Source organism: Ramlibacter sp. (assembly GCF_041916345.1).
GTDB lineage: Bacteria > Pseudomonadota > Gammaproteobacteria > Burkholderiales > Burkholderiaceae_C > Ramlibacter.
In genome coordinates this window covers 1-20,605 of the sequence record NZ_JAYRZR010000073.1, presented here as the reverse complement: position 1 = coordinate 20,605, position 20,605 = coordinate 1, and the positions used below count along the sequence as shown (strand labels likewise).

Below are 20,605 nucleotides of genomic sequence, written 5' to 3'. Positions count from 1 at the left end.
TGGCGCCGCCGGGAATGGGGTGGAGCATGGGTGTCTCCACCTCCAGGAAGCCGTGCGCCACCATGAACTCGCGAATGCCCGAGACGGCCTTGCTGCGCGCGGTGAAGCGGCGGCGGGCGTCCTCGTCGGTCATCAGGTCCACGTAGCGCTGGCGGTACTTCACCTCCTGGTCGGCCACGCCGTGGAACTTGTCCGGCATGGGCCGCAGGCTCTTGGTGAGCAGACGGATGGAGGTGGCGTGCAGCGAGAGCTCACCGGTGCGCGTCTTGAACACCTTGCCCTCGGCGCCGACGATGTCGCCCAGGTCCCAGTGCTTGAAGGCGGCGTAGGCCTCCTCGCCCACCGCGTCGCGCGTCACGTACACCTGGATGCGGCCGCTGCCGTCCTGCACGGTCGCGAAGCTGGCCTTGCCCATCACGCGCTTGAGCATCATGCGGCCGCCCACGCGCGCCACCGTGCCTTCGGCCTCCAGCTGCTCGGGCGGCTTGGCACTATGGGCGTCATGCAGGGCCTGTGCGTGGTTCCCCGGCTTGAAGTCGTTCGGGAAGGCGGGCGCCCCGCCAGCGCGATGCGCCTCGCGCAGGGCCTTGAGCTTCTCGCGGCGCTCGGCGATCAGCTGGTTCTCGTCGGAGGGCGGGGGGGTGTGCGGTGCGTTCATCGGGGGCCGGGCGCCAGGCGCCGGTCGGAGGGGCGAAACCCTCCATTCTAGTTTTGCGGGGCCCGGGTGGGCGCCGCCTCGATAATCCGCCCCATGTTCCTGCGCGCCGGCCTGCTTGCCCTGCTGCTGCTCGTGGCCAGCCGTCTTGCCGGGCTGGTGCGTGAGTCCGCCCAGGCGGCGGCCTTCGGCGCCAGTGCCATGGGCGATGTGGCGGTGCTGATGTTCAGCCTGCCGGACTGGCTCACCGGCGTGGTGGCCGCGGGCGCGCTCTCCTATGCGCTACTGCCGCATTGGGCACGGCTGGCGCCGGCGGAGGTGGCGGCGGTGCAGCGGCGGGTGGCCTGGGCGCTGGCCGCGTTCGGCGTGGCGGTGGCACTCGGCCTGGTGCTGCTGGCCGAACCTGCGGCGCGTCTGCTCGTGGGGGGGCTGCCCGGTGCGCTCATGCCCTCGGCCGTGCGTGCGCTGGCCTGGAGCGCCGTGGCCCTGCCGGCGGCCTTGCTGGCGGCCCTGTGGGCGGCGCGTCTGCAGCACGAGCGGGACTTCACCGGCATGTATGCGGCCAACCTGGTGGTCAACGGATGTCTGATCGCGACGCTCTTCGCGGTGGCGGGGCGGCCAGCGGCGGGTGGGGGGGGTGGTACGGTCACCTGGCTCGGCATCGGGTTGCTGGCGGCGATGCTTGCGCGGCTGGCCTGGCTCTGGCAACGGCAGGGCCCGTTCCGGGTGCCGCCGGCGCCCGCGGCACCGGGCTTGCCGGGTGCGGGCCTCTGGCTGTGGGCCGTACTGGCCGCCGGCTTGCCGCTGGCACTGCCCTTTGCCGCGCGGTCCATTGCCTCCCAGGAGGGCGCGGGCGCGCTCGCCACGTTCAACTATGCCTGGAAGCTGGTGGAGCTGCCGCTCATGCTGGCGGTGCAGCTGGTGGCGACCCTGGCCCTGCCGGCCATCTCGCGCGCGCTGGCGACGCCAGGCGATGCGGGCCGGGCCGACGCGGACCGGGCCATCCGCGCGGGCTTCGCCCTCGCCTGGGTGCTGGCCTGCGCCGCCACCGCCGGCCTGCTGCTGGCGGCGCCCGCGGTGGCTCGCCTGCTGTTTGGGTGGGGGCGCATGCAGCCGGAGGCGGTGGCGCAACTCGCCGCCTGGGGCCAGGTCGGTGCGTGGTCGTTGCTGCCGCAGGCCTTGCTGGCGGTCGGTACCGCGGTGCTGGCCGCGCAGCAGCGTCTGGCACCGGCGTCATGGGCCTACGCGGCGGCGCTGGCCACGTTGCTGGCGCTGGCCGGCTGGGGCCCGCCGCTGAGCGGAAGCGACCTCATGCAATGCATGAATCTGTTGCTGGCGGCCGTGTCGGGCGTCGTGCTGGCCAGCCTGGGGCGACCGGTCCTCGCCTGGCTGCCGTGGCCTGCCTTCATCGCTGGCGCCGGGGGTGCCCTGGCGGCGCTGGCCCTGGCGCGTCTCACGCCCATCGCCCAGGCTGGCACCGCCTTGCAGCTCGCTATGGCCGTCTGCCTGGCGGCCGCGGTGATCGGCCTGGCCTGGGTCGTCAGCGCCGATGTGCGCGCGGCCCTGCGGCGATAATCGCGCCCCGATGATCGAGCTGATCCAAGTCACCAACGACCCATCCTTCGCGCAGCGCTGCGAGCGGCTTGGCGGCTTCCGGATCTGGGTCGACCTGGAGCGCCTGGGCAAGCAGGAGCGCCAGGCCGGGCGCAATACCTTCATCAGTACCCACCAGCTGGAAGACGTGGGGCGGGTGCGGCAGGCGCTGCGCCGCGCGCGGCTGATGGTGCGCGTCAACCCATTGAATGAAGGCACGGCGGCCGAGGTGGATGCCGTGCTGGCGCAGGGCGCGGATCTGCTGATGCTGCCCATGTTCCGCACGCCCGTTGAGTTGCAGGCCTTCTGTCGCATCGTCGCCGGCCGTGTCCCCGTGGTGCCGCTGCTGGAAACGGCCGATGCCCTGGAATCGGTGGAAGCCTGGGCCCGCACCCCGGGCCTCGGCGAGATCTACATGGGGCTGAACGACCTGCACCTGTCACTGGGCTGCCGCTTCATGTTCGAGCCGCTGGCGCGCGGCCTGGTCGAGCGCGTGGCCGGCGTGGCGCGCGCCGCGGGCCTGCCGTTCGGCTTTGGCGGCATCGCCCGCATGGACGAGGGCGAGCTGCCGGGCCGCGACGTGCTGGCCGAGCATGTGCGCCTGGGATCCTCCGCCGTGATCCTCTCGCGCACCTTCCACCGGCCGGACGCGCAGACGCCTTTCGAGGACGAGGTGGCGGCCCTGCGGCAGGCGGAACAGGCGCTGGCGCAGCGCAGCCCGGCGCAGGCGCAGGCGGACGCGAGCCGCATCGCCGGCACCATCGAGGCCATCGCGCAGCGGCTGGCCGCCCGCGCATGAAGCGCCTGCTGGACATCGTGCTGGCGGGCGCAGGCCTGATCGCGCTCGCGCCCTTCCTGCTGCTGGTGGCGCTGGCGATCCTGCTGGAGTCGGGGCGGCCGGTGTTCTTCCGCCAGCAGCGCGTGGGCCGCGGCGGCGCGACCTTCGGCCTCTACAAGTTCCGCAGCATGGTGCCCAATGCGGCTGCCATCGGCCCCTACTTCACGACCGGCGACGACCCCCGCATCACCCGCATCGGCCGCTTCATCCGCCGCACCAGCATCGACGAGCTGCCGCAGTTGCTGAACGTGATCCTGGGCGACATGAGCCTGGTTGGTCCGCGGCCCGACGTGCCCGCGCAGCGCAGCCTCTACACCGAGGCCGACTGGGCCGAGCGCTGCAGCGTGCGCCCCGGCATCACCGGACTGGCACAGGCGCGGCTGCGCTCGGAAGCCACGCCCGAACAGCGCCTGGCCCTCGATCTGCGCTACGTGCGGGAACAAAGCCTGTGGCTGGATCTCCAAGTGCTCTGGTGGACGCTGGGCCGCCTGTCGGGCAAGGGCAGCAACTAGGCCACGGCGAACGGGAGGACCCTCGGGCATGTGCGGCATCTTCGGCTACTGGGATCGTGAGCGGCGCGCGCTCGATGACACGCTGCTCGCGGGCATGGGCGACCGCCTGGCCCATCGCGGCCCGGACGACGCCGGCATCTGGCACCAGCCTGCGCGCGGCGTGGGCATCGGCAACCGGCGTCTGTCCATCATCGACATCGGCGGCGGCCACCAGCCGTTCGTCTCCGACGACGGGCAGATCGCACTGGTGCAGAACGGCGAGATCTTCAACTACGTCGAACTGGCAGCGGCGCTGCGCGCCGAGGGCGTGGTGCTCAAGACACAGTCCGACACCGAGGTCCTGCTGCGCCTGTATGAACGCGAGGGCATCGCCTTCCTGCGCCGGCTCAACGGCATGTTCGCCATCGCCATCGACGACGCACGCGAGGACGCGCTGTACCTGGTGCGCGACCGCATCGGCGTCAAGCCGCTGTATGTGATGGACGACGGCCGGCGCCTGCTGTTCGGCTCCGAGATCAAGGCGATGCTGCCGGCCGCGCGTGCCGGTGGCACCGTGCCCGAGGTGGACTTCGAGGCCATCCACCATTACCTGAGCTTCAACTACATTCCGGCGCCCTGGACCATCTGGCTCCAGGTGCGGCACGTGATGCCCGGCACCTGGGTGCGCTTCGGCCGCACCGGCGCGTCGCGGGTCGAGCGCTGGTGGCGCCTGGCGGACCAGCGCGAGCAGGACCTGTCGTTCGAGGCCTGGTCCGAGGCATTTCTCGCCACGCTGGACGACGCCACCCGCATCCGCCTGCGCGCGGACGTGCCCTGGGGCGCCTTCCTGTCCGGCGGCGTGGACTCCAGCACCATCGTGGCCCTGATGGCACGGCACGTGAAGGAGCCGGTCAAGACCTTCTGCATCGGCTTCGCGGATCCGCGCTTCGACGAATCGGCCTACGCGGCCGAAGCGGCGCGGCGGTTCGGCTGCGCGCACACCATGGAGGTGGCGGAGCTGAACATGCTGCAGCGCTGGCCGCACGTGCTGTACCACCTGGACCAGCCGCATGGGGATGCGTCCTTCATGCCGACGCTGCGCGTGAGCGAGCTGGCTGCGAAGCACGTCAAGGTGGTGCTCACCGGCGACGGCGGGGACGAGCTGTTCGGCGGCTACGACAAGTACGCGGACTTCCTGCGCCAGCCCGGCGTGATGGATCTGTCCGCGGCCGACTTCCAGCGTCGCTACTTCGACCACATCAGCCTGTTGGCACCGGCGGCCAAGCGGGCCCTGTATCAGCCCGCTCTGCGTCGGCAGCTGGAGGGCATCGACAGCTTCGAGGTGGCGGCGCGTCCCTGGTTCGACGAAGCCGGGCACTTCGACCGCATCAATCAGGCGCTCTACCTCGACATGCAGCTGCTGCTGTCCGGCAACAACCTCGTCAAGCCGGACCGCATGGGCATGGCGGTGAGCATCGAGGCGCGCACGCCGTTCCTGGACTACCGGATGATGGAGTTGGGTTTCCGCAGCCGCGGCGCGACCAAGGTCTCGGCCGAAGGCGACAAGAAGCACTGGTACAAGAAGGCCGTCGTGCCGCTGATCGGCGAAGACTTGGCCTACCGTCGCAAGCAGATGTTCACCGTGCCGATCGGCGAGTGGTTCCGCGCCGAGAGCCAGCCCTGGCTGCGCGATGTGCTGGGCCGCAGTGCGCTGCTGCGCGAGTCCTTCGACGCGGCCGAGGTCCAGGGCCTGCTGGATCGCCACGTGGACGGCTCGGCCAACCACACGCGCGAATTGCGCGCGCTGGCCGCGCTGGCCCTGTGGGCCGAGCAGGCGCTGGCGTGAAGCGCGTCCTCTTCGTCTGCTATGGCAGCGGCCATGTGCGCATGGTCGTGCCGGTTGCGCGTGCGTTGCAGGCGAGCGGCCGCGCGCAGGTGCAGGTGCTGGGGCTCACCACGGCGGCGCCGGTCGTGCGCGAGGCGGGGCTGCCCTTGCTGCAGTTCAAGGATTTTGTCGACGCTGGTGATGCGGACGCACTGGCGCGCGGCCGCGAGCTGGCAGCCTCGATGGGGCAGGTGGCCGACCCCGAAGAGACGGCGGCCTACCTGGGCCTGAGCTACGCGGAACTGGTGGCCGATGCCAGCGAGGCGGAGGCGGCGAAGCGCTATGCGGCAGACGGCCGACAGGCCTTCCTGCCGGTGCGTACGCTGGAGCGCATCCTGCGTCGGGTGCGGCCCGACCTGGTGTTCGTCACCAACTCGCCGCGGGCCGAGCGGGCGGCGGCGCTCGCGGCGCGTCGCCTGGGCATTCCTGCGATCTGCCTGGTGGACCTGTTCGCGGTGGACGAGGTGCGCTGGATCGGCCAGCCGGACTACGCGGAACGGGTGCTGGTGCTCAATGAGGCCGTGCGCGACTTCCTGGTGCGTGCCGGGCGGGAGCCGTCCCAGGTGCGGGTCACCGGCAACCCTGCCTTCGACGCCCTGGCTGCGCCGGCGTGCGTCGAGCAAGGGCGCGCCCTGCGCGAAGCGAAGGGCTGGAACGATCGCCGCGTCGTGCTCTGGGTGGAGCAGGAGGAGCCGGCGCGCCACCCTTTCGACGGCCGCCCCGGCGATCCGACCCTGCCAGCCCGCGCACGCGAGGCGGTGCTGCGCTGGGCCCTGGGCCAGCCGGACGTGACCGTGTGCGTGCGGCCGCGGGCCGGGCAGGTGCCGCCGACGCTGCCCGAGTCCCCGCAAGTGCTGCTCACCGGGCAGGATTGGCCGTTGCACCCCCTGCTGCATGCGGTGGACGCCGTCGTCACGCTCACCTCCACCGTCGGCCTGGAGGGGCATCTGGCCGGTTGCCGCCTGATCCAGGTGCAGGGGTCGGTGTTCGACGAGGCCATGCCGCTGGCCCGCTTCGGCATCGCCGACGCGGCTGTGCCGGTCGAGGGCCTGGCCCGGGCCTTGCAATCCTGGGTGGGCGCAGGCCGCCTGCCGCCGCGTGCGGGGGCTTCCGCCACCGGGCGCGTCCTGGCCGAAATCGACGAATTTCTATAATGCCTGCCTTGCCATCCGGTTCGCCCCACACCCCGAGCGGGCGCGCCTTCCTGCCCCGCTCCGATGTCCCTCATTCCCAGCCCCCGCGCCGTTGACCTCTCGGCCTTCGAGGCGTCCGACGACGACGCCGAGATCAAGTACGGCCTGCCGCGCTACGTGCACTTCTGCAAGCAGTGCGTGATCTCCAACCAGCGGCCCAATTCCGCGGTGGAGTACCAGCACACGAAGCAGAGCAAGAAGGCCACCATCAACTTCGACGAAGAGGGCGTGTGCGACGCCTGCCGCTTCGCGGAGCAGAAGCGCGGCACCATCGACTGGAAGCAGCGCGAAGACCAGCTCGCGGCGCTGTGCGACAAGTTCCGCAGCAAGTCGGGCTACGACTGCCTCGTGCCCGGCTCTGGCGGCAAGGACAGCTTCTATGCCTCGCACGTGCTCAAGTCGCGCTTCGGCATGCACCCGCTCACCGTGACCTGGGCGCCGCACATCTACACGGAGTGGGGCTGGAAGAACTTCCAGTCGTGGCTGCACGCCGGCTTCGACAACGAGCTCACCACGCCCAATGGCCGGGTGCACCGGTTGGTGACGCGGTTGGCGGTGGAAAACCTGTTCCACCCCTTCCAGCCCTTCATCTTCGGCCAGAAGTCGCTGGCGCCCAAGATGGCGATCCTGCATGACATCCCGTTCGTGATCTACGGCGAGAACGAGGCGGAGTACGGCAACCCCATCGGCGACACCTCCAGCGCCAAGCGCGACTGGTCGTACTTCACTTCTTCGGACAAGTCGCAGATCTACCTGGGCGGTACCTCGCTCAAGAGCCTGTACGAGGACTTCGGGCTGGAGGAGCAGGACCTGCTGCCCTACCTGCCAGCCGACCCGGTGCAGATCGAGAAGAAGAACATCGAGGTGCACTACCTGGGCTACTACCTCAAGTGGCACCCGCAGAGCTGCTACTACTATGCGGTGGAGCACGGCGGCTTCGAGGCCTCGCCCGAGCGCACCCCGGGCACGTACAGCAAGTACAACAGCATCGACGACCGCATCGACGACTTCCACTACTACACGACGTTCACCAAGTTCGGCATCGGCCGCGCCACGTACGATGCCGCGCAGGAGATCCGCTCCGGCGACATCACGCGCGATGAAGGCGTGGCCCTGGTGCGGCGCTACGACGGCGAATTCCCGGAGCGCTTCGCGGAGGAGATCTTCCGCTACCTGAGCATCCCCGCGAAGGAGTTCCCGCAGGCCTCGAAGATGTTCGAGTCGCCCATGATGGACCGCGACTACTTCATGCGCCTGGCCGACACCTTCCGCTCGCCGCATCTCTGGACCCGTCGAGACGGTCAGTGGAAGCTGCGGCGCACGGTCTGGGAGCAGCCGGCCTGAAGGTCCGCACTGCATGCAGCACGTCCGCATCATCGCCCGCCTCGACATCAAGGGGCCCAACCTCATCAAGGGCATCCATCTGGAAGGCCTGCGTGTGGTGGGCGATCCGCATGCGCACGCGGTTCGCTACTACCGCGAGGGCGCGGATGAACTGCTGTTCATCGACATCGTCGCCAGCCTCTACCAGCGCAACAACCTGTCGGACATCATCAAGCGCGCGGCGGATCAGGTGTACGTGCCCATCACGGTGGGCGGCGGCATCCGCTCGCTCGACGACGTGAGCACCATGATGCATTCCGGCGCCGACAAGGTGGCCATCAACACGGCCGCCATCGCGCGGCCCGCGTTGATCAGCGAAGTGGCGCGCCGCTATGGCTCGCAGTGCATGGTGCTGGGCGTGGAGGCCAAGCGGGTCGCCCCCGGCCGCTGGGAGGCCTACACCGACAACGGACGCGAGCGGACGGGCCGCGACGTCGTCGAGTGGGTGAAGCAGGCGGTGGACCTGGGCGCCGGCGAGGTGCTGCTCACCTCGGTGGACCAGGAGGGCACGCGCAAGGGCTTCGATCTCCCGCTGGTGCAGGCCGTCTGCGACGTGGTCAACGTGCCCGTCACGGCCAGCGGCGGCTTCGGCCGCGCGGAAGACCTGGGCGCGGTCGCCGCCACCGGCGTGTCGGGCATCGCCATTGCCGATGCGCTGCACTGGAACCGCATGAGCCTGGCCGAGATCAAGCGCCACGCGCGCGAGGCCGGGCTGGACCTGCGCGAGGTGCCGGCGGCATGACCACCACCACCGTCCTGGACTACGGCATCGGCAACATCCTGAACGTGGTGCGCGCGCTGGAGCACTGCGGCGCGCGCGTGCGACTGGTGCAGCGCGCGAGCGCGGAAGACCTGCAGTCCGACCGTCTGGTGCTGCCCGGCGTGGGCGCCTTCGGCGACGGCATGCGCGAGCTGCGCGCCCGCGGCTTCGACGACCTGGTGCTGCGCTTCGTGGCGACGGGCCGCCCCTTCATCGGCATCTGCGTGGGCCTGCAGATGATGTTCGATGTGGGCGAGGAGATGGGTGAGCACCGTGGCCTGGGCCTGATCGGCGGCCGCGTGGTGGCCGTGCCCCCCACCGGCGTGGACGGCCGGCCGCATCATGTGCCGCATATCGGCTGGCGGCCCCTGCGACCGGTGGCGCCCTGGGCGGGCACGATACTCGCCGACGTGAAGCCAGGCGAGCGCGCGTACTTCGTGCACTCGTTCTCCGGCGTGCCCACCGACGACAGCGTGCGCCTGGCCGATGTGGACTATGACGGCCGCACCCTCTGCGCCGCCATCCACCGCGACAACCTGTACGGTTGCCAGTTCCACCCTGAACGCAGCGCCGAGGCGGGCCTGGGCATGCTGCGCCGGTTCGTCGCCCTGTGACTGCTGGCGGCCTCACCCTCGCCACCATCTGCGCGCGCGGCGGCAGCAAGGGCCTGCCGGGCAAGAACATCCGTGATTTCGCGGGCCGGCCGCTGATCGCGCACACCATCGCGCAGGCCCTGGCCTGCCCGGCGCTCGACGCGGTGATGGTGTCCACCGACGATCCGGCCATCGCCGAAGTGGCGCGCGCCGCCGGTGCGCAGGTGCCCGTCCTGCGGCCGGCCCACCTGGCGACCGATGAAGCCGGCAAGCTGCCGGTGATCGAGCATCTGGTGGCCCATTTGGAAAGCCAGGGCCAGACCGTCGCCACCGTGGTGGACCTGCAGCCCACCTCGCCGCTGCGCGAACCGTCGGACATCGCCGCGGCCCTGGCCTTGTCGGCCCGAGCCGGCCTGGTGCTGAGCGTGTGCGAGGCGCGCGACAACCCCTACTTCAATCTGGTGGAGCAGGGCGCCGATGGCATCGTGCGCCTGTCCAAGTCGGCCGGCTTCGCGCGCCGCCAGGATGCGCCGGCCGTGTATGCGCTGAACGGCTCGATCTATGTGTGGCGCCGCGACGCCCTGGCGCAGGCGGCGCGCGCCGGCCTGTGGAGCGTGCCGGCCGTGCCCTACGTGATGCCGCGCTGGAAGTCCGCTGACATCGACGACCTGGAAGATTTCGAGTACGCGCTGTGGCTGCACCAGCGCCACGGCCTGGGAGCGACGGGTGGCTGAGCCCGTGTTCGTGATCGCCGAGGCCGGCGTCAACCACAACGGCGACCTGGCGCTGGCCCTGCGCCTGTGCGATGCCGCGCGCGAGGCGGGCGCCGACGCGGTGAAGTTCCAGACCTTCCGCGCCGAGGACCTGGTGGTGCCTGGCGCCCCCACCGCGGCCTACCAGCAGCGCGAGACGGGCGAGCAGGACCAGTTCGCCATGTTGCGCAAGCTGGAGCTCTCGCGCGAGCAGCACGAGGCCCTGCGGGACCACTGCCAGCGCATCGGCATCGAATTCTTCTCCACGCCGTTCTCGGTGGAGGCAGCCGACATGCTGGTGGCGCTGGGCGTGCGGCGCCTGAAGATGTCCTCCGGCGAGCTGACCCATCGCGCCCTGATCGAGCGCGCCGCGGCCAGCGGGCTGCCCCTGCTGCTGTCCACCGGCATGGCGACGATGGAAGAGATCCGCGACGCGCTCGGCTGGGTGCGCGCGGTGCGCGGCAACCTGGGCGGCGTGAGCCTCTTCCACTGCACGTCGTCCTACCCCGCGCCCGATGATTCGCTCAACCTGCGCGCCATGGTCACCCTGGGCCGCGAGCTGGGCGTGCCGGTCGGCTACTCCGACCACAGCCAGGGGATCGAGGCCAGCCTGGCCGCGGTGGCCCTGGGCGCGACGGTGATCGAGAAGCACCTCACGCTCGACTGCACGCTGCCCGGGCCGGACCACAGCGCCTCGCTGGAGCCGGCGCCCTTCGCGGCCCTGGTGCGCGGCATCCGCCGCATCGAGGCGATGCTGGGCGACGGGCACAAGGCGCCGACCGCGCCGGAGCGCGAGGTGGCGCGTGTGGCCCGCCGCAGCGTGGTGGCCGCGCAGGCCATCGCCGCCGGTCAGCCGATCACCCCGCCGCAGCTGGCCTGCCGCCGCCCGGGTACCGGCATTGCCCCGGCCGACGTGTCACGGGTCGCGGGCCGCGTGGCTGCGCGCGATCTTCCCGCGGGCACGGTGCTGCAATGGACCGACCTGGTGGGAGGGGCGCCCGATGGCCGCGACTGAGGCGCCGCGGCGCCTCCTCTACCTCACCGGCACCCGGGCCGACTTCGGCCTGATGGCGGCCACGCTGCAATGCATCCAGGCCACACCCGGACTCTCGGTGCAGCTCGTCGTGACGGGCATGCACCTGAGCGCCGAACACGGCATGACGATCGACGAGGTGCGAGCCAGCGGGCTGCCGGTGTGCGCCGAGCTGCCGCTGGACATGCAGACGCGCACCGGCCGCAGCATGGCCGAGGGCCTGGCAGACTGCCTGCGCGGCCTGTGCGATGTGCTGGAACGGGAGCGTCCCGATGCCGTGCTGCTGCTGGGCGATCGCGGCGAGATGCTCGCCGGTGCGCTGGCCGCGCTGCACATGGGCGTGCCCAGCGTGCACCTGCACGGCGGAGAGCGGTCCGGCACCATCGACGAGCCGGTGCGTCACGCGATCAGCAAGCTCGCGAGCTATCACTTCGCCGCCACTGAGGCTTCGCGCGAGCGCCTGGTCCGCATGGGGGAGGCGCCCGAGCGGGTGTTCGTCACCGGCGCACCGGGCATCGACGGCCTCGCGGATCTCGCCATCGCGGATCGCGCGCAGGCCCTGGCGGCGCTCGGCCTGCCGGCTGGCAGCGAGTTCATCCTGGCCTTGTTCCACCCGGTCGTGCAGCAGGCGGAGCAGGCCGGTGCGCAGACCCTGGCACTGGCGCAGGCGCTGGGTGACAGCGGCCTGCCCGTGCTCTGGCTGGACCCGAACGCGGACGCGGGTTCGCAGGCCATCCTGCAGGCCCTGGAGGCGGGCACGCTGCCCGCGGGATCGCGTCGCGTCACGCACCTGGGCCGGCCGCTGTTCGCCACCGCCATGCGGCATGGCACCGTGATGGTGGGCAATTCCTCCGCCGGCATCATCGAGGCCGCCACCTTCGGCACACCCGTGGTGAACGTGGGGGATCGCCAGCGGCTGCGCGAGCGCGGGCCGCACATCCTGGATGTGCCGGCCACGCGTGAAGCCATTGCAGAGGCGATCCGCACGCAGCGGCGCCACGGACGCTGGCCGTGTGAGAATGCCTGGGGCGACGGCCATGCGGCCGAGCGCATCGCCCATCTGCTGGCCACGCTGCCGCTGGACGCCAGCGTGCTGGAAAAGACCAATGCGTACTGAGCCAGCGACGTAGGGAACCCCTCATGCAAGCCGATTCCCACCAGGTCCTGCTGATCCTCGGCGCCGGCGGCCACGGCCGCGTGGTGGCCGATGCCGCGTTGCGCGCGGGCGGCTGGACGCGCGTGCTGGCCACGGACCGCGATCCGGCCCGCTGCAGCGGGGACCTTCTGCCGGGCGTCTTGTGCCTGCCGATCGAAGCCGCGCTGGAAGAGGCGGGCACGTGGCATGTGGCGATCGGTGACGCGGCTTCGCGCGTGCGCGAGTGCGGGGCGCTGGGTGCACGTGCCTTCGCGTGCATCATCCACCCCGGCGCCAGCGTGTCACCCTTTGCCCATCTGGCGCCCGGTTGCCTGGTGGCGGCCGGCGCCGTGGTGGCGCCCGGCGCGCGCATTGGCGAGCACGGCATCGTGAACCATGGCGCGGTGGTGGATCACGACTGCGACATCGGGCCCTTCTGCCACCTGGCGCCCCAGTCGGCGCTGGGCGGTGGCGTGCGGCTGGGGCGCGGCGTGATGGTCGGCTCGGGCGCCCGTGTGCTGCCGGGCCTGGAAGTGGCGGATGACGTGGTGATCGGCGCCGGTGCGGTGGTGCACCGGTCGATCCGGGAAGTGGGCACCTACGTGGGTGTTCCGGCGAGGAGGATGAAATGACAGCGGACGAATTCGAGGCCTTGTGCATCCGTGGCGACACGACACTGCATCAGGCCCTGGCCACGCTGAACCGCACAGCGCGCGGCGTGCTGCTGGTGGTGGACGAGGCCGGCCGCCTGGTGCGGACCGTGACCGATGGCGACCTGCGCCGCGCCGCACTGCAGCACCTGCCCGAGATGGCGATGGTCCGTGAGCTGCCGGCCCAGAGCCCACTCACCATCGGACCTGATGCCGGACTGGCGGCTGCGGTGGCCGTGCTCGACGCGCACCAGATCGACCATCTGCCGGTGGTCGACGCCCAGGGCCGGGCCATCGACATCGTGCTGCGGCGTGAACTCACGCAGCGCATCTGGCTGTCCTCGCCCCATCTCGGCGAGGAGGAGACGGCCTTCGTGGAGGAGGCCTTTCGCACCAACTGGATCGCCCCGCTGGGCCCGCACGTGGATGGCTTCGAGCGCGAGCTCGCGGCGCATGTCGGCGTGGGCCATGGTGCGGCCCTCAGCTCGGGCACGGCCGCCATCCACCTCGGCCTGATCCTGATGGGCGTGCAGCCGGGGGACACCGTGTTCTGCTCGTCCTTCACCTTCATCGGCAGCTGCAACCCCATCCTCTATAGCGGCGCACGCCCGGTGTTCATCGACTCCGAGCCGGGCACCTGGAACCTGTCCCCGGCCGCGCTGGAGCGGGCCTTCGAGTGGGCGCGGCGCGAGAACCGCATGCCGCGCTGCGTGGTGGTGGTCAACCTGTACGGCCAGAGCGCCGACATGGACGCGATCCTCGCGATCTGCAACCGCCACGGCGTGCCCATCCTGGAGGACGCCGCCGAATCGCTGGGCGCCTCCTACAAGGGCCGCGCGAGCGGCACCTTCGGCGCGCTGGGCGTGTACTCGTTCAATGGCAACAAGATCATCACCACCTCCGGCGGCGGCATGCTGGTGTCGGACGATGCGGCCCTGATCGCCCGGGCGCGCAAGCTCTCCACGCAGGCTCGGGAGCCAGTGGCGCACTACGAGCACGTGGAGATGGGCTTCAACTACCGCATGAGCAACGTGCTGGCCGGCATCGGTCGCGGCCAGCTGCGCGTGCTGGATCAGCGCGTGGCGCAGCGCCGCCGCATCTATGACACCTACCGGCGCGCCCTCGCGGACCTGCCGGGCCTGGTGTGGATGCCCGAGCCCGAGGGCTACCGCTCCACCCGCTGGCTCAGCTGCTTCGCGCTGGCCGGCGAGGACGCCCAGGCCCGCCGTGACTTCGTGCTGCGCAGCCTGGAGCGCCACTCCATCGAGGCGCGGCCGGTGTGGAAGCCGATGCATCAGCAGCCGCTGTTCCGCGGCGCGCCCTACTTCCCGCACCAGCCGGATGGCGATGTGTGCGGCACGCTGTTCGAGGGCGGGATCTGCCTGCCCTCGGGATCGAACATGGATGACGCCCAGGTGGACCGCGTGGTCGGCCAGCTGCGGCGCGCGCTGCAGCAGGCGGGTCTGGAACGTGCGTTGGCTTAGGACGACCGGCGTCCAGCTGGGCCTGGACCTGCTGCTGGCGCTGGCGGCCTGGTGGCTGGCGTTCTGGCTGCGCTTCAACCTCGACCTGCCGGACGACTACGCGGCGATCGCCTGGAGCGCCACGCCCTGGTGCCTGCTGGGCTACGCGGTGGCGTTCCTGTTCGCCCGCGTGGACCGGCAGGTCTGGACGTTCATCGGCCTGGCGGAGCTGCGCCAGCTCGCGACCGGCATCGTGCTGGCGGGCATGGCCACTGCCGCCATCGTGCTGATGCTGCGCGTGCCGGACTTCCCGCGCTCGGTGCTCGTGCTGCAGCCGGTGCTGGCCCTGGTGCTGATGGGCGCGGCGCGGGCGGGCTGGCGCTCCTACGTGGAGCGCAACCTGTTCGTCGGCGGTGGCCGGCCGCTGCTGATTCTCGGCTCGCTGCAGGAGGCATCCGACGCGCTGCGCGCCCTGCGCGGATCGAGCCAGTGGCATCCGGTGGGCATCCTCTCGCCCGAAGCCACCGAGGTCGGCCGGGCCCTGCAGGGCATCCGCGTGCTGGGCCGGCCCGAGGACACATCGGAGCAGGTGCGCGCCAGCGACGCCGAGGCGGTGCTGGTGGCCAGCCCGCCAGGCGCCCAGGCGCGGCGCGCGATGCTGCTGCACGCGGCGGATGCCCGCGTGCCCCTGCTCACCATGCCGCGACCGGACGAATGGCTCAAGGCCGATGGCAGCCAGGGCCCGCGCCGCATCGAGCTGGAGGACCTGCTGGGCCGCAGCCCGGTGGCGCTGGACGTCGCCGGCCTGGCCGAGCTCTTCTCCGGCCAGGTGGTGCTGGTCACCGGCGCCGGCGGCTCCATCGGCTCGGAGCTGTGCCGGCAGATCGCGCGCCTGGGCGTGGGCACGCTGGTCTGCGTCGATGTATCGGAGTACGCGGTCTACCAGCTCGAGCAGGAGCTGCGTGGCGCGCATCCGCAGATGCAGGGCCTCTACTACACCGCCAACGTGCGCGAAGGGGACCGGCTGCAGGCGATCTGCCTGCGGCATCGACCCACGGTGGTGTTCCATGCCGCGGCGTACAAGCACGTGCCGCTGATGGAGCATCACAACGAGGTGGAGGCCCTGCGCACCAATGTGCTGGGGACGCTGAACGCCGCGCGCTCGGCCGCCGCGAGCGGCGCGCGCCGCTTCGTGATGATCTCCACCGACAAGGCGGTGAACCCGACCAACATCATGGGCGCCAGCAAGCGCCTGGCGGAGCTGATGGTGCAGGGCGTGGCGCTGCAGGCGCCGGCGACGCAGTTCGTCTCGGTGCGCTTCGGCAACGTGCTGGGTTCCAGCGGCTCGGTGGTGCCGCTATTCACCGCGCAGATCGCGCGCGGCGGCCCGGTCACGGTGACCCACCCGGACATCGTGCGCTACTTCATGACCATCCCCGAGGCGGCGCAGCTCGTGCTGCAGGCCGGGCTGATGGGCCGCTCGGGCCAGATCTTCGTGCTGGACATGGGCGAGCCCGTGAAGATCGTGGAGCTGGCCCGCATGCTGATCCGCCTGTCCGGCAAGACCGAGCAGGAGGTGCCGATCAGCTTCACCGGCCTGCGCCCGGGTGAGAAGCTGTTCGAGGAACTGCTGGCCGACGACGAGACCACCGAGCCCACGCCGCACCCCAAGCTGCGCGTGGCCAAGACGGGCGGCGCGCCCCCTTCGGTGGACGAGGTGGAACGTTGGGTGCTGCAGGCAGGCCCGTCACCCAGCGAGGCTGAAGTGCGCGCTTGGCTGCAGCGCTACCTGCCGGAGTACACGCCGCTGTCGGCCGGCGCAGGCTGATCAGGCCGCGTGGTGATCAGGTCGTGATGCCCGTGCGGGCCAGCACGTCGCTCACCAGTTCCAGCCGCACCAGCGGGTTGTCCAGCTCCATCAGGCGCTGCTTCAGCGTCACCGGCAGCGGCAGCAGCTCGCACCAGCGGTTGGCGACCCAGCCGCAGTCGTCGAAGCGCCACGGCGGCTGCAGGGGCAGGGCCTCGCCCTCGCCGGCCTTGCGCTGCAGCGAGTCGATGAGGCGCGACAGGGCTTCCGCGGTGTTGCGCAGGTCGTCAGGGACGCCCACCACCAGGTCATCGGGCACGCGTTCCACGTCGGCGACCCACAGGCCGTGACGCAACTGGTCGCTCTGCGTGATGCGGAAGCGCTGTGCGCCACTCGCGCGAATGAGCATCAGGCCGGGCTTGGGGCTCTCGAAGGTCTCGATGGTGGCGATCGTGCCCACCTGCGAGAAGCTCTCCTGCGGCTGCCCGGGCAGGCGGACCTCGGCGCCCTGGGTGAGGCTGACCACACCGAACGGTGCGCCGGCCTTGCGGCAGCGGGAGATCATGTCGAGATAGCGCACCTCGAAGATGCGCAGCGACATCAGGCCCTCCGGGAACAGCACCGCGCTCAGCGGGAACAGGGGCAGGGACTGCAGGGTCAGGGCGGCTGTCACGGTCGATCCAGAGGCAGCCGCTATGATCCCACGACCCGGCCGATCGCGCGCAATGCTTGCCCAAATCTTCTCGCTGCTGCTCTCTACCGTCGTCAACCTGTTGGCAGGTGCGTGCCTCGTTCGCCTCTACATGCAGTACCAAAGGATTCCATTCCAGAATCCCATTGGCCGCTTCGTGATGGCCTTGTCCGACTGGATCGTGCTGCCGCTGCGCAAGGTGCTGCCGCGCATGCGCATCGATCTGGCCAGCCTGATCGCGGCCTACCTCATCGTGCTGGCGGAACTCACGATCAACTGGGCGCTGTGGGGCCGGGGCGGCTGGGGGATGATGCCGGTGCACGCGGTCTTCGCGCTGGTGACGATGATCATCTGGGCGCTGATCATCCTGGTGCTGGTCTACACCGTGCTGTCCTGGGTGCGCGCCGACTCGTACGCCTACGACATGCTGGAGGCGATGTGCGCGCCGCTGCTGCGGCCCTTCCGCCGCCTCATCCCGCTGGTGGGCGGGGTGGACCTGTCCCCCCTGGCGCTGCTGGTGGCCCTGCAGATCCTGCTGATCCTGATGGGCGGCGTGCAGGGCGAGCTGCTGCGCTGAGCGCGCAACCGGCCGCCCGGCTGCTCAGCTCACCGCGTCGGCGGGTTGCCGCTGCAGCATGGCCAGCACGCTGGCCACGGTCTTGCGCAACTCGCGGCGGTCGCAGATGAAGTCGACCGCGCCCTTGTCCTGCAGGAATTCCGCGCGCTGGAAGCCCTCAGGCAGCTTCACCCGCACGGTGGACTCGATCACGCGGGGGCCGGCGAAGCCGATCAGCGCCTTGGGCTCGGCGATCACCACGTCGCCCACGAAGGCGAAGCCCGCGCTCACGCCGCCCATGGTCGGGTCGGTGAGCACGCTGACGTAGGGCAGGCCCTTCTTGGCCAGGCGCGTGAGCGCGGCGTTGGTCTTGGCCATCTGCATCAGCGACAGCAGGCCTTCCTGCATGCGCGCGCCGCCGGTGGCGGTGAAGCACAGGAAGGGCACCTTCTGCTCGATGGCCGTTTCCACGCCACGCACGAAGCGCTCGCCGACCACGCTGCCCATGGAGCCGCCCATGAAGTCGAACTCGAAGGCCGCCGCCACCAGGCTGATGCTGTGCACCGCGCCGCCCATCACCACCAGCGCGTCGGTCTCGCCGGTCTGTTCCAGGGCTTCCTTCAGGCGCTCCGGGTACTTGCGGCTGTCCTTGAACTTCAGCGGGTCGACCGGCAGCACCTCCTGGCCGATCTCGTAACGGCCCTCGGCGTCGAGGAAGGCATCCAGCCGCGCCCGCGCACCGATGCGATGGTGGTGGCTGCAGGTGGGGCAGACGTTCTGGTTCTGCTCCAGGTCGGTCTTGTAGAGCACCGTCTCGCAACTGGGGCACTTGATCCACAGACCCTCGGGCACGCTGCGGCGCTCGGTGGGGGAGGTCCGCTGGATCTTGGGCGGCAGCAGTTTCTCAAGCCAGCTCATGGGTTCGCTCCTGGGAGACGGTCAGGGTGCAGAGTCTAACGCCGCGCGGATGCCGCGCAGAAAGTCGGCCAGGGCGGGCAGCACCTGCTCGCGCGGCTGGTCGTCGACCACCTGGATGACCTTGGTGCCGATCACCACCGCATCCGCCACGCGGCCGATGGCGCTGGCGGTGGCGGCGTCGCGGATCCCGAAGCCCACGCCGACCGGCACGTGCACATGACGGCGGATGCGCGGCAGGGCTTCCTCCACCGCGGCGGTGTCCAGGTGGCCGGCGCCCGTGACGCCCTTCAGCGACACGTAGTAGACGTAGCCGGAGGCGATGCGTGCCACCTGCGCCATGCGGGCCTCGGTGCTGGTAGGGGCCAGCAGGAAGATGAGGTCGAGACCATTCGCCTTGAGCAGGTCGGCAAAGGCCTCGCACTCCTCGGGCGGGTAGTCCACGATCAGCACGCCGTCCACGCCGGCCGCGGCGGCGTCGCGCACGAAGGCGCCGGCACCGTGGCGCAGGTCGTAGCGCTCCACCGGGTTCGCATAGCCCATCAGCACCACCGGCGTGGTGGCGTCGGTCTGGCGGAACTGGCGCACCATCTCCAGCACCTGGGCCAGGCCGATGCCCATGGCCAGCGCCTTCTCGCCCGCCCGCTGGATCACGGGGCCGTCGGCCATGGGGTCGGAGAAGGGCACGCCCAGCTCGATGATGTCAGCGCCCGCTTCCACCATGGTGTGCATCAGCGCAGGCGTGATGTCGGCAAACGGGAAGCCGGCGGTGATGTAGGGGATGAGGGCCTTGCGCCCCTGCGCCTGCAGGCTGGCGAAGGTGGCGGCGATGCGGCTCATCGGGCACCGCCCTTCGGCTGGCCCTTGAGCGACAGGCCGCGCATGGACGGCCGGTCGTAGAAGTCGACGCCGGCGAGATCCGCCACGGTGCCGATGTCCTTGTCGCCGCGGCCGGAGAGGTTGACCAGGATGTGCTGGTCGGGCCGCATGGTGCGCGCCAGCTTCATCGCGTAGGCGATGGCGTGGCTGGATTCCAGGGCGGGGATGATGCCCTCGGTGCGGCACAGGTAGTGGAAGGCCTCCAGCGCCTCGGCGTCGGTCACGCCCACGTACTCGGCACGGCCGCTGTCCTTGAGCCAGGCGTGCTCCGGGCCGACGCCCGGGTAGTCCAGGCCGGCGCTCACCGAGTGCGTCTCGGTGATCTGGCCGTCCTCGTCCTGCAGGATGTAGGTGCGGTTGCCATGCAGTACGCCCGGGCTGCCGCGCTGCAGCGAGGCCGAGTGCTTGTCGGTGTCCAGCCCTTCACCCGCGGCCTCCACGCCGATCAGGCGCGTGGCCTCGTACGGGATGTAGGGATGGAAGATGCCCATGGCGTTGCTGCCGCCGCCCACGCAGGCGATCACGGCGTCCGGCTGACGGCCGGCCATCTCGGGCATCTGCTCGATGCACTCCTTGCCGATCACGCTCTGGAAGTCGCGGACCATCATCGGGTAGGGGTGGGGGCCGGCCACCGTGCCGATGATGTAGAACGTGTTCTCGACGTTCGTCACCCAGTCGCGCATGGCCTCGTTCAGTGCGTCCTTCAGTGTCTTGCTGCCGGATTCCACCGGCACCACGCGGGCGCCCAGCAGGTTCATGCGGTAGACGTTCGGGCTCTGGCGCTGCACGTCGTTGCTGCCCATGTACACCACGCACTCCAGGCCGTAGCGGGCGCAGATGGTGGCGGTGGCCACGCCGTGCTGGCCGGCGCCCGTCTCGGCGATCACGCGCGGCTTGCCCATGCGGCGCGCCAGCATGGCCTGGCCGATCACGTTGTTGATCTTGTGCGCGCCGGTGTGGTTGAGGTCCTCGCGCTTCAGGTGGATCTGCGCGCCGCCCTGCTCGCGGCTCATGCGCTCGGCGTGGTAGATGGGCGAGGGGCGGCCCACGAAGTGCTTGAGCTCGTAGGCGAATTCGCGCAGGAACTCGGGGTCGTTCTGGTGGCGGGCATACGCCTCGCGCAGTTCGGCGATGGCGTGGGTGAGGGTTTCGCTGACGAAGCTGCCGCCGTAGGGGCCGAAGTGGCCGCGGGCGTCAGGCTGCTGATAGGAGATCATGGGCGGGCCTTGCAAGAAGCACGTCGGCGGCGCGCACGGCCGCGACGAACTGATGGATCTTCGTGGCGTCCTTCACCCCCTTGGAGGCTTCGACGCCGGAACTCACATCAACGGCC

Annotated in this window: 20 protein-coding genes and 1 pseudogene; 15 read left to right on the top strand and 6 right to left on the bottom strand. The window is 70.7% G+C overall.

What is annotated here, in order from left to right:
- On the bottom strand, positions 1–658 hold a 658-nt coding region (locus ACE3T5_RS16430), incomplete at its 3' end, for an OB-fold nucleic acid binding domain-containing protein (protein WP_374669166.1).
- Positions 659–751: 93 nt separating this feature from the next.
- On the opposite strand from ACE3T5_RS16430, the gene ACE3T5_RS16425 reads away from it, so the two are divergent.
- The 14 genes from ACE3T5_RS16425 (at position 752) to ACE3T5_RS16360 (ending at position 16,252) form a co-directional block, all read left to right on the top strand.
- Positions 752–2,230, top strand: coding sequence for a lipid II flippase MurJ (locus tag ACE3T5_RS16425; protein WP_374669165.1), 1,479 nt, complete (start codon positions 752–754; stop codon positions 2,228–2,230).
- Positions 2,231–2,240: 10 nt separating this feature from the next.
- Positions 2,241–3,047, top strand: coding sequence for an aldolase/citrate lyase family protein (locus ACE3T5_RS16420; RefSeq protein WP_374669164.1), 807 nt, complete (start codon positions 2,241–2,243; stop codon positions 3,045–3,047).
- The gene (locus ACE3T5_RS16415; protein WP_374669163.1) at positions 3,044–3,598 is read left to right on the top strand and encodes a sugar transferase; all 555 of its coding nucleotides are present in this window, start codon (positions 3,044–3,046) and stop codon (positions 3,596–3,598) included. The genes ACE3T5_RS16420 and ACE3T5_RS16415 overlap by 4 nt, the downstream gene beginning before the upstream one ends.
- Positions 3,599–3,626: 28 nt before the next feature.
- Positions 3,627–5,423 carry an asparagine synthase (glutamine-hydrolyzing) gene (gene asnB / locus ACE3T5_RS16410; protein ID WP_374669162.1) on the top strand — a complete coding sequence of 599 codons (1,797 nt, stop codon included), beginning with the start codon at positions 3,627–3,629 and terminating at the stop codon, positions 5,421–5,423.
- Positions 5,420–6,616: a UDP-glycosyltransferase gene (locus tag ACE3T5_RS16405; protein ID WP_374669161.1), complete on the top strand. Its 1,197-nt coding sequence runs from the start codon at positions 5,420–5,422 to the stop codon at positions 6,614–6,616. Before asnB ends, ACE3T5_RS16405 begins: the two co-directional genes overlap by 4 nt.
- A 63-nt stretch (positions 6,617–6,679) precedes the next feature.
- Positions 6,680–7,999, top strand: coding sequence for an N-acetyl sugar amidotransferase (locus ACE3T5_RS16400; protein ID WP_374669160.1), 1,320 nt, complete (start codon positions 6,680–6,682; stop codon positions 7,997–7,999).
- 13 nt (positions 8,000–8,012) lie between these two features.
- Positions 8,013–8,780, top strand: a complete 768-nt coding sequence (hisF, locus tag ACE3T5_RS16395; protein ID WP_374669159.1) for an imidazole glycerol phosphate synthase subunit HisF — start codon at positions 8,013–8,015, stop codon at positions 8,778–8,780.
- Positions 8,777–9,412 carry an imidazole glycerol phosphate synthase subunit HisH gene (gene hisH, locus ACE3T5_RS16390; protein WP_374669157.1) on the top strand — a complete coding sequence of 212 codons (636 nt, stop codon included), beginning with the start codon at positions 8,777–8,779 and terminating at the stop codon, positions 9,410–9,412. The genes hisF and hisH overlap by 4 nt, the downstream gene beginning before the upstream one ends.
- Complete coding sequence (locus tag ACE3T5_RS16385) at positions 9,409–10,125, top strand: cytidylyltransferase domain-containing protein (RefSeq protein WP_374669156.1); 717 nt, start codon at positions 9,409–9,411, stop codon at positions 10,123–10,125. Before hisH ends, ACE3T5_RS16385 begins: the two co-directional genes overlap by 4 nt.
- Positions 10,118–11,158, top strand: coding sequence for an N-acetylneuraminate synthase (neuB, locus tag ACE3T5_RS16380; protein ID WP_374669155.1), 1,041 nt, complete (start codon positions 10,118–10,120; stop codon positions 11,156–11,158). The genes ACE3T5_RS16385 and neuB overlap by 8 nt, the downstream gene beginning before the upstream one ends.
- Positions 11,145–12,293 (top strand): UDP-N-acetylglucosamine 2-epimerase, encoded by a 1,149-nt coding sequence (gene neuC, locus ACE3T5_RS16375; RefSeq protein ID WP_374669154.1) that lies wholly within the window; start codon positions 11,145–11,147, stop codon positions 12,291–12,293. The genes neuB and neuC overlap by 14 nt, the downstream gene beginning before the upstream one ends.
- 23 nt (positions 12,294–12,316) lie before the next feature.
- Positions 12,317–12,943, top strand: a complete 627-nt coding sequence (locus tag ACE3T5_RS16370) for an acetyltransferase (RefSeq protein ID WP_374669153.1) — start codon at positions 12,317–12,319, stop codon at positions 12,941–12,943.
- Positions 12,940–14,445 carry a DegT/DnrJ/EryC1/StrS family aminotransferase gene (locus ACE3T5_RS16365; protein WP_374669152.1) on the top strand — a complete coding sequence of 502 codons (1,506 nt, stop codon included), beginning with the start codon at positions 12,940–12,942 and terminating at the stop codon, positions 14,443–14,445. The genes ACE3T5_RS16370 and ACE3T5_RS16365 overlap by 4 nt, the downstream gene beginning before the upstream one ends.
- Complete coding sequence (locus tag ACE3T5_RS16360) at positions 14,432–16,252, top strand: polysaccharide biosynthesis protein (protein WP_374669151.1); 1,821 nt, start codon at positions 14,432–14,434, stop codon at positions 16,250–16,252. Before ACE3T5_RS16365 ends, ACE3T5_RS16360 begins: the two co-directional genes overlap by 14 nt.
- Positions 16,253–16,268: 16 nt before the next feature.
- Here ACE3T5_RS16360 and ACE3T5_RS16355 read toward each other — a convergent pair whose 3' ends face one another.
- Positions 16,269–16,904 carry an LON peptidase substrate-binding domain-containing protein gene (locus tag ACE3T5_RS16355; protein WP_374669150.1) on the bottom strand — a complete coding sequence of 212 codons (636 nt, stop codon included), beginning with the start codon at positions 16,902–16,904 and terminating at the stop codon, positions 16,269–16,271.
- 52 nt (positions 16,905–16,956) lie between these two features.
- Here ACE3T5_RS16355 and ACE3T5_RS16350 point away from each other — a divergent pair, with 52 nt between their 5' ends.
- The gene (locus tag ACE3T5_RS16350; protein WP_374669149.1) at positions 16,957–17,499 is read left to right on the top strand and encodes a YggT family protein; all 543 of its coding nucleotides are present in this window, start codon (positions 16,957–16,959) and stop codon (positions 17,497–17,499) included.
- Positions 17,500–17,523: 24 nt separating this feature from the next.
- On the opposite strand, the gene accD is transcribed toward ACE3T5_RS16350, so the two are convergent.
- The 4 genes and pseudogenes from accD to ACE3T5_RS16330 all read right to left on the bottom strand — a co-directional run.
- Positions 17,524–18,396: an acetyl-CoA carboxylase, carboxyltransferase subunit beta gene (gene accD / locus ACE3T5_RS16345; RefSeq protein WP_374669148.1), complete on the bottom strand. Its 873-nt coding sequence runs from the start codon at positions 18,394–18,396 to the stop codon at positions 17,524–17,526.
- A gap of 21 nt (positions 18,397–18,417) precedes the next feature.
- Positions 18,418–19,233, bottom strand: coding sequence for a tryptophan synthase subunit alpha (gene trpA, locus ACE3T5_RS16340; protein ID WP_374669147.1), 816 nt, complete (start codon positions 19,231–19,233; stop codon positions 18,418–18,420).
- On the bottom strand, positions 19,230–20,489 hold the full coding sequence (gene trpB, locus ACE3T5_RS16335; RefSeq protein ID WP_374669146.1) for a tryptophan synthase subunit beta: 1,260 nt from the start codon (positions 20,487–20,489) through the stop codon (positions 19,230–19,232). The genes trpA and trpB overlap by 4 nt, the downstream gene beginning before the upstream one ends.
- A pseudogene (locus tag ACE3T5_RS16330) lies at positions 20,467–20,605 on the bottom strand (N-(5'-phosphoribosyl)anthranilate isomerase); the annotation flags it as partial. The pseudogene ACE3T5_RS16330 and the gene trpB, both read right to left, overlap by 23 nt.

What these genes read in the sequence shown, in the direction of transcription:
- asnB (WP_374669162.1), top strand. Translation starts at nt 3,627, where the DNA reads ATGTGCGGCATCTTCGGCTACTGGGATCGTGAGCGGCGCGCGCTCGAT.
- ACE3T5_RS16400 (WP_374669160.1), top strand. Translation starts at nt 6,680, where the DNA reads ATGTCCCTCATTCCCAGCCCCCGCGCCGTTGACCTCTCGGCCTTCGAG.
- neuC (WP_374669154.1), top strand. Translation starts at nt 11,145, where the DNA reads ATGGCCGCGACTGAGGCGCCGCGGCGCCTCCTCTACCTCACCGGCACC.
- ACE3T5_RS16370 (WP_374669153.1), top strand. Translation starts at nt 12,317, where the DNA reads ATGCAAGCCGATTCCCACCAGGTCCTGCTGATCCTCGGCGCCGGCGGC.
- trpA (WP_374669147.1), bottom strand. Translation starts at nt 19,233, where the DNA reads ATGAGCCGCATCGCCGCCACCTTCGCCAGCCTGCAGGCGCAGGGGCGC.
- ACE3T5_RS16415 (WP_374669163.1), top strand. Translation starts at nt 3,044, where the DNA reads ATGAAGCGCCTGCTGGACATCGTGCTGGCGGGCGCAGGCCTGATCGCG.
- ACE3T5_RS16420 (WP_374669164.1), top strand. Translation starts at nt 2,241, where the DNA reads ATGATCGAGCTGATCCAAGTCACCAACGACCCATCCTTCGCGCAGCGC.
- hisH (WP_374669157.1), top strand. Translation starts at nt 8,777, where the DNA reads ATGACCACCACCACCGTCCTGGACTACGGCATCGGCAACATCCTGAAC.
- trpB (WP_374669146.1), bottom strand. Translation starts at nt 20,489, where the DNA reads ATGATCTCCTATCAGCAGCCTGACGCCCGCGGCCACTTCGGCCCCTAC.
- ACE3T5_RS16350 (WP_374669149.1), top strand. Translation starts at nt 16,957, where the DNA reads ATGCTTGCCCAAATCTTCTCGCTGCTGCTCTCTACCGTCGTCAACCTG.
- ACE3T5_RS16425 (WP_374669165.1), top strand. Translation starts at nt 752, where the DNA reads ATGTTCCTGCGCGCCGGCCTGCTTGCCCTGCTGCTGCTCGTGGCCAGC.
- hisF (WP_374669159.1), top strand. Translation starts at nt 8,013, where the DNA reads ATGCAGCACGTCCGCATCATCGCCCGCCTCGACATCAAGGGGCCCAAC.
- ACE3T5_RS16365 (WP_374669152.1), top strand. Translation starts at nt 12,940, where the DNA reads ATGACAGCGGACGAATTCGAGGCCTTGTGCATCCGTGGCGACACGACA.
- accD (WP_374669148.1), bottom strand. Translation starts at nt 18,396, where the DNA reads ATGAGCTGGCTTGAGAAACTGCTGCCGCCCAAGATCCAGCGGACCTCC.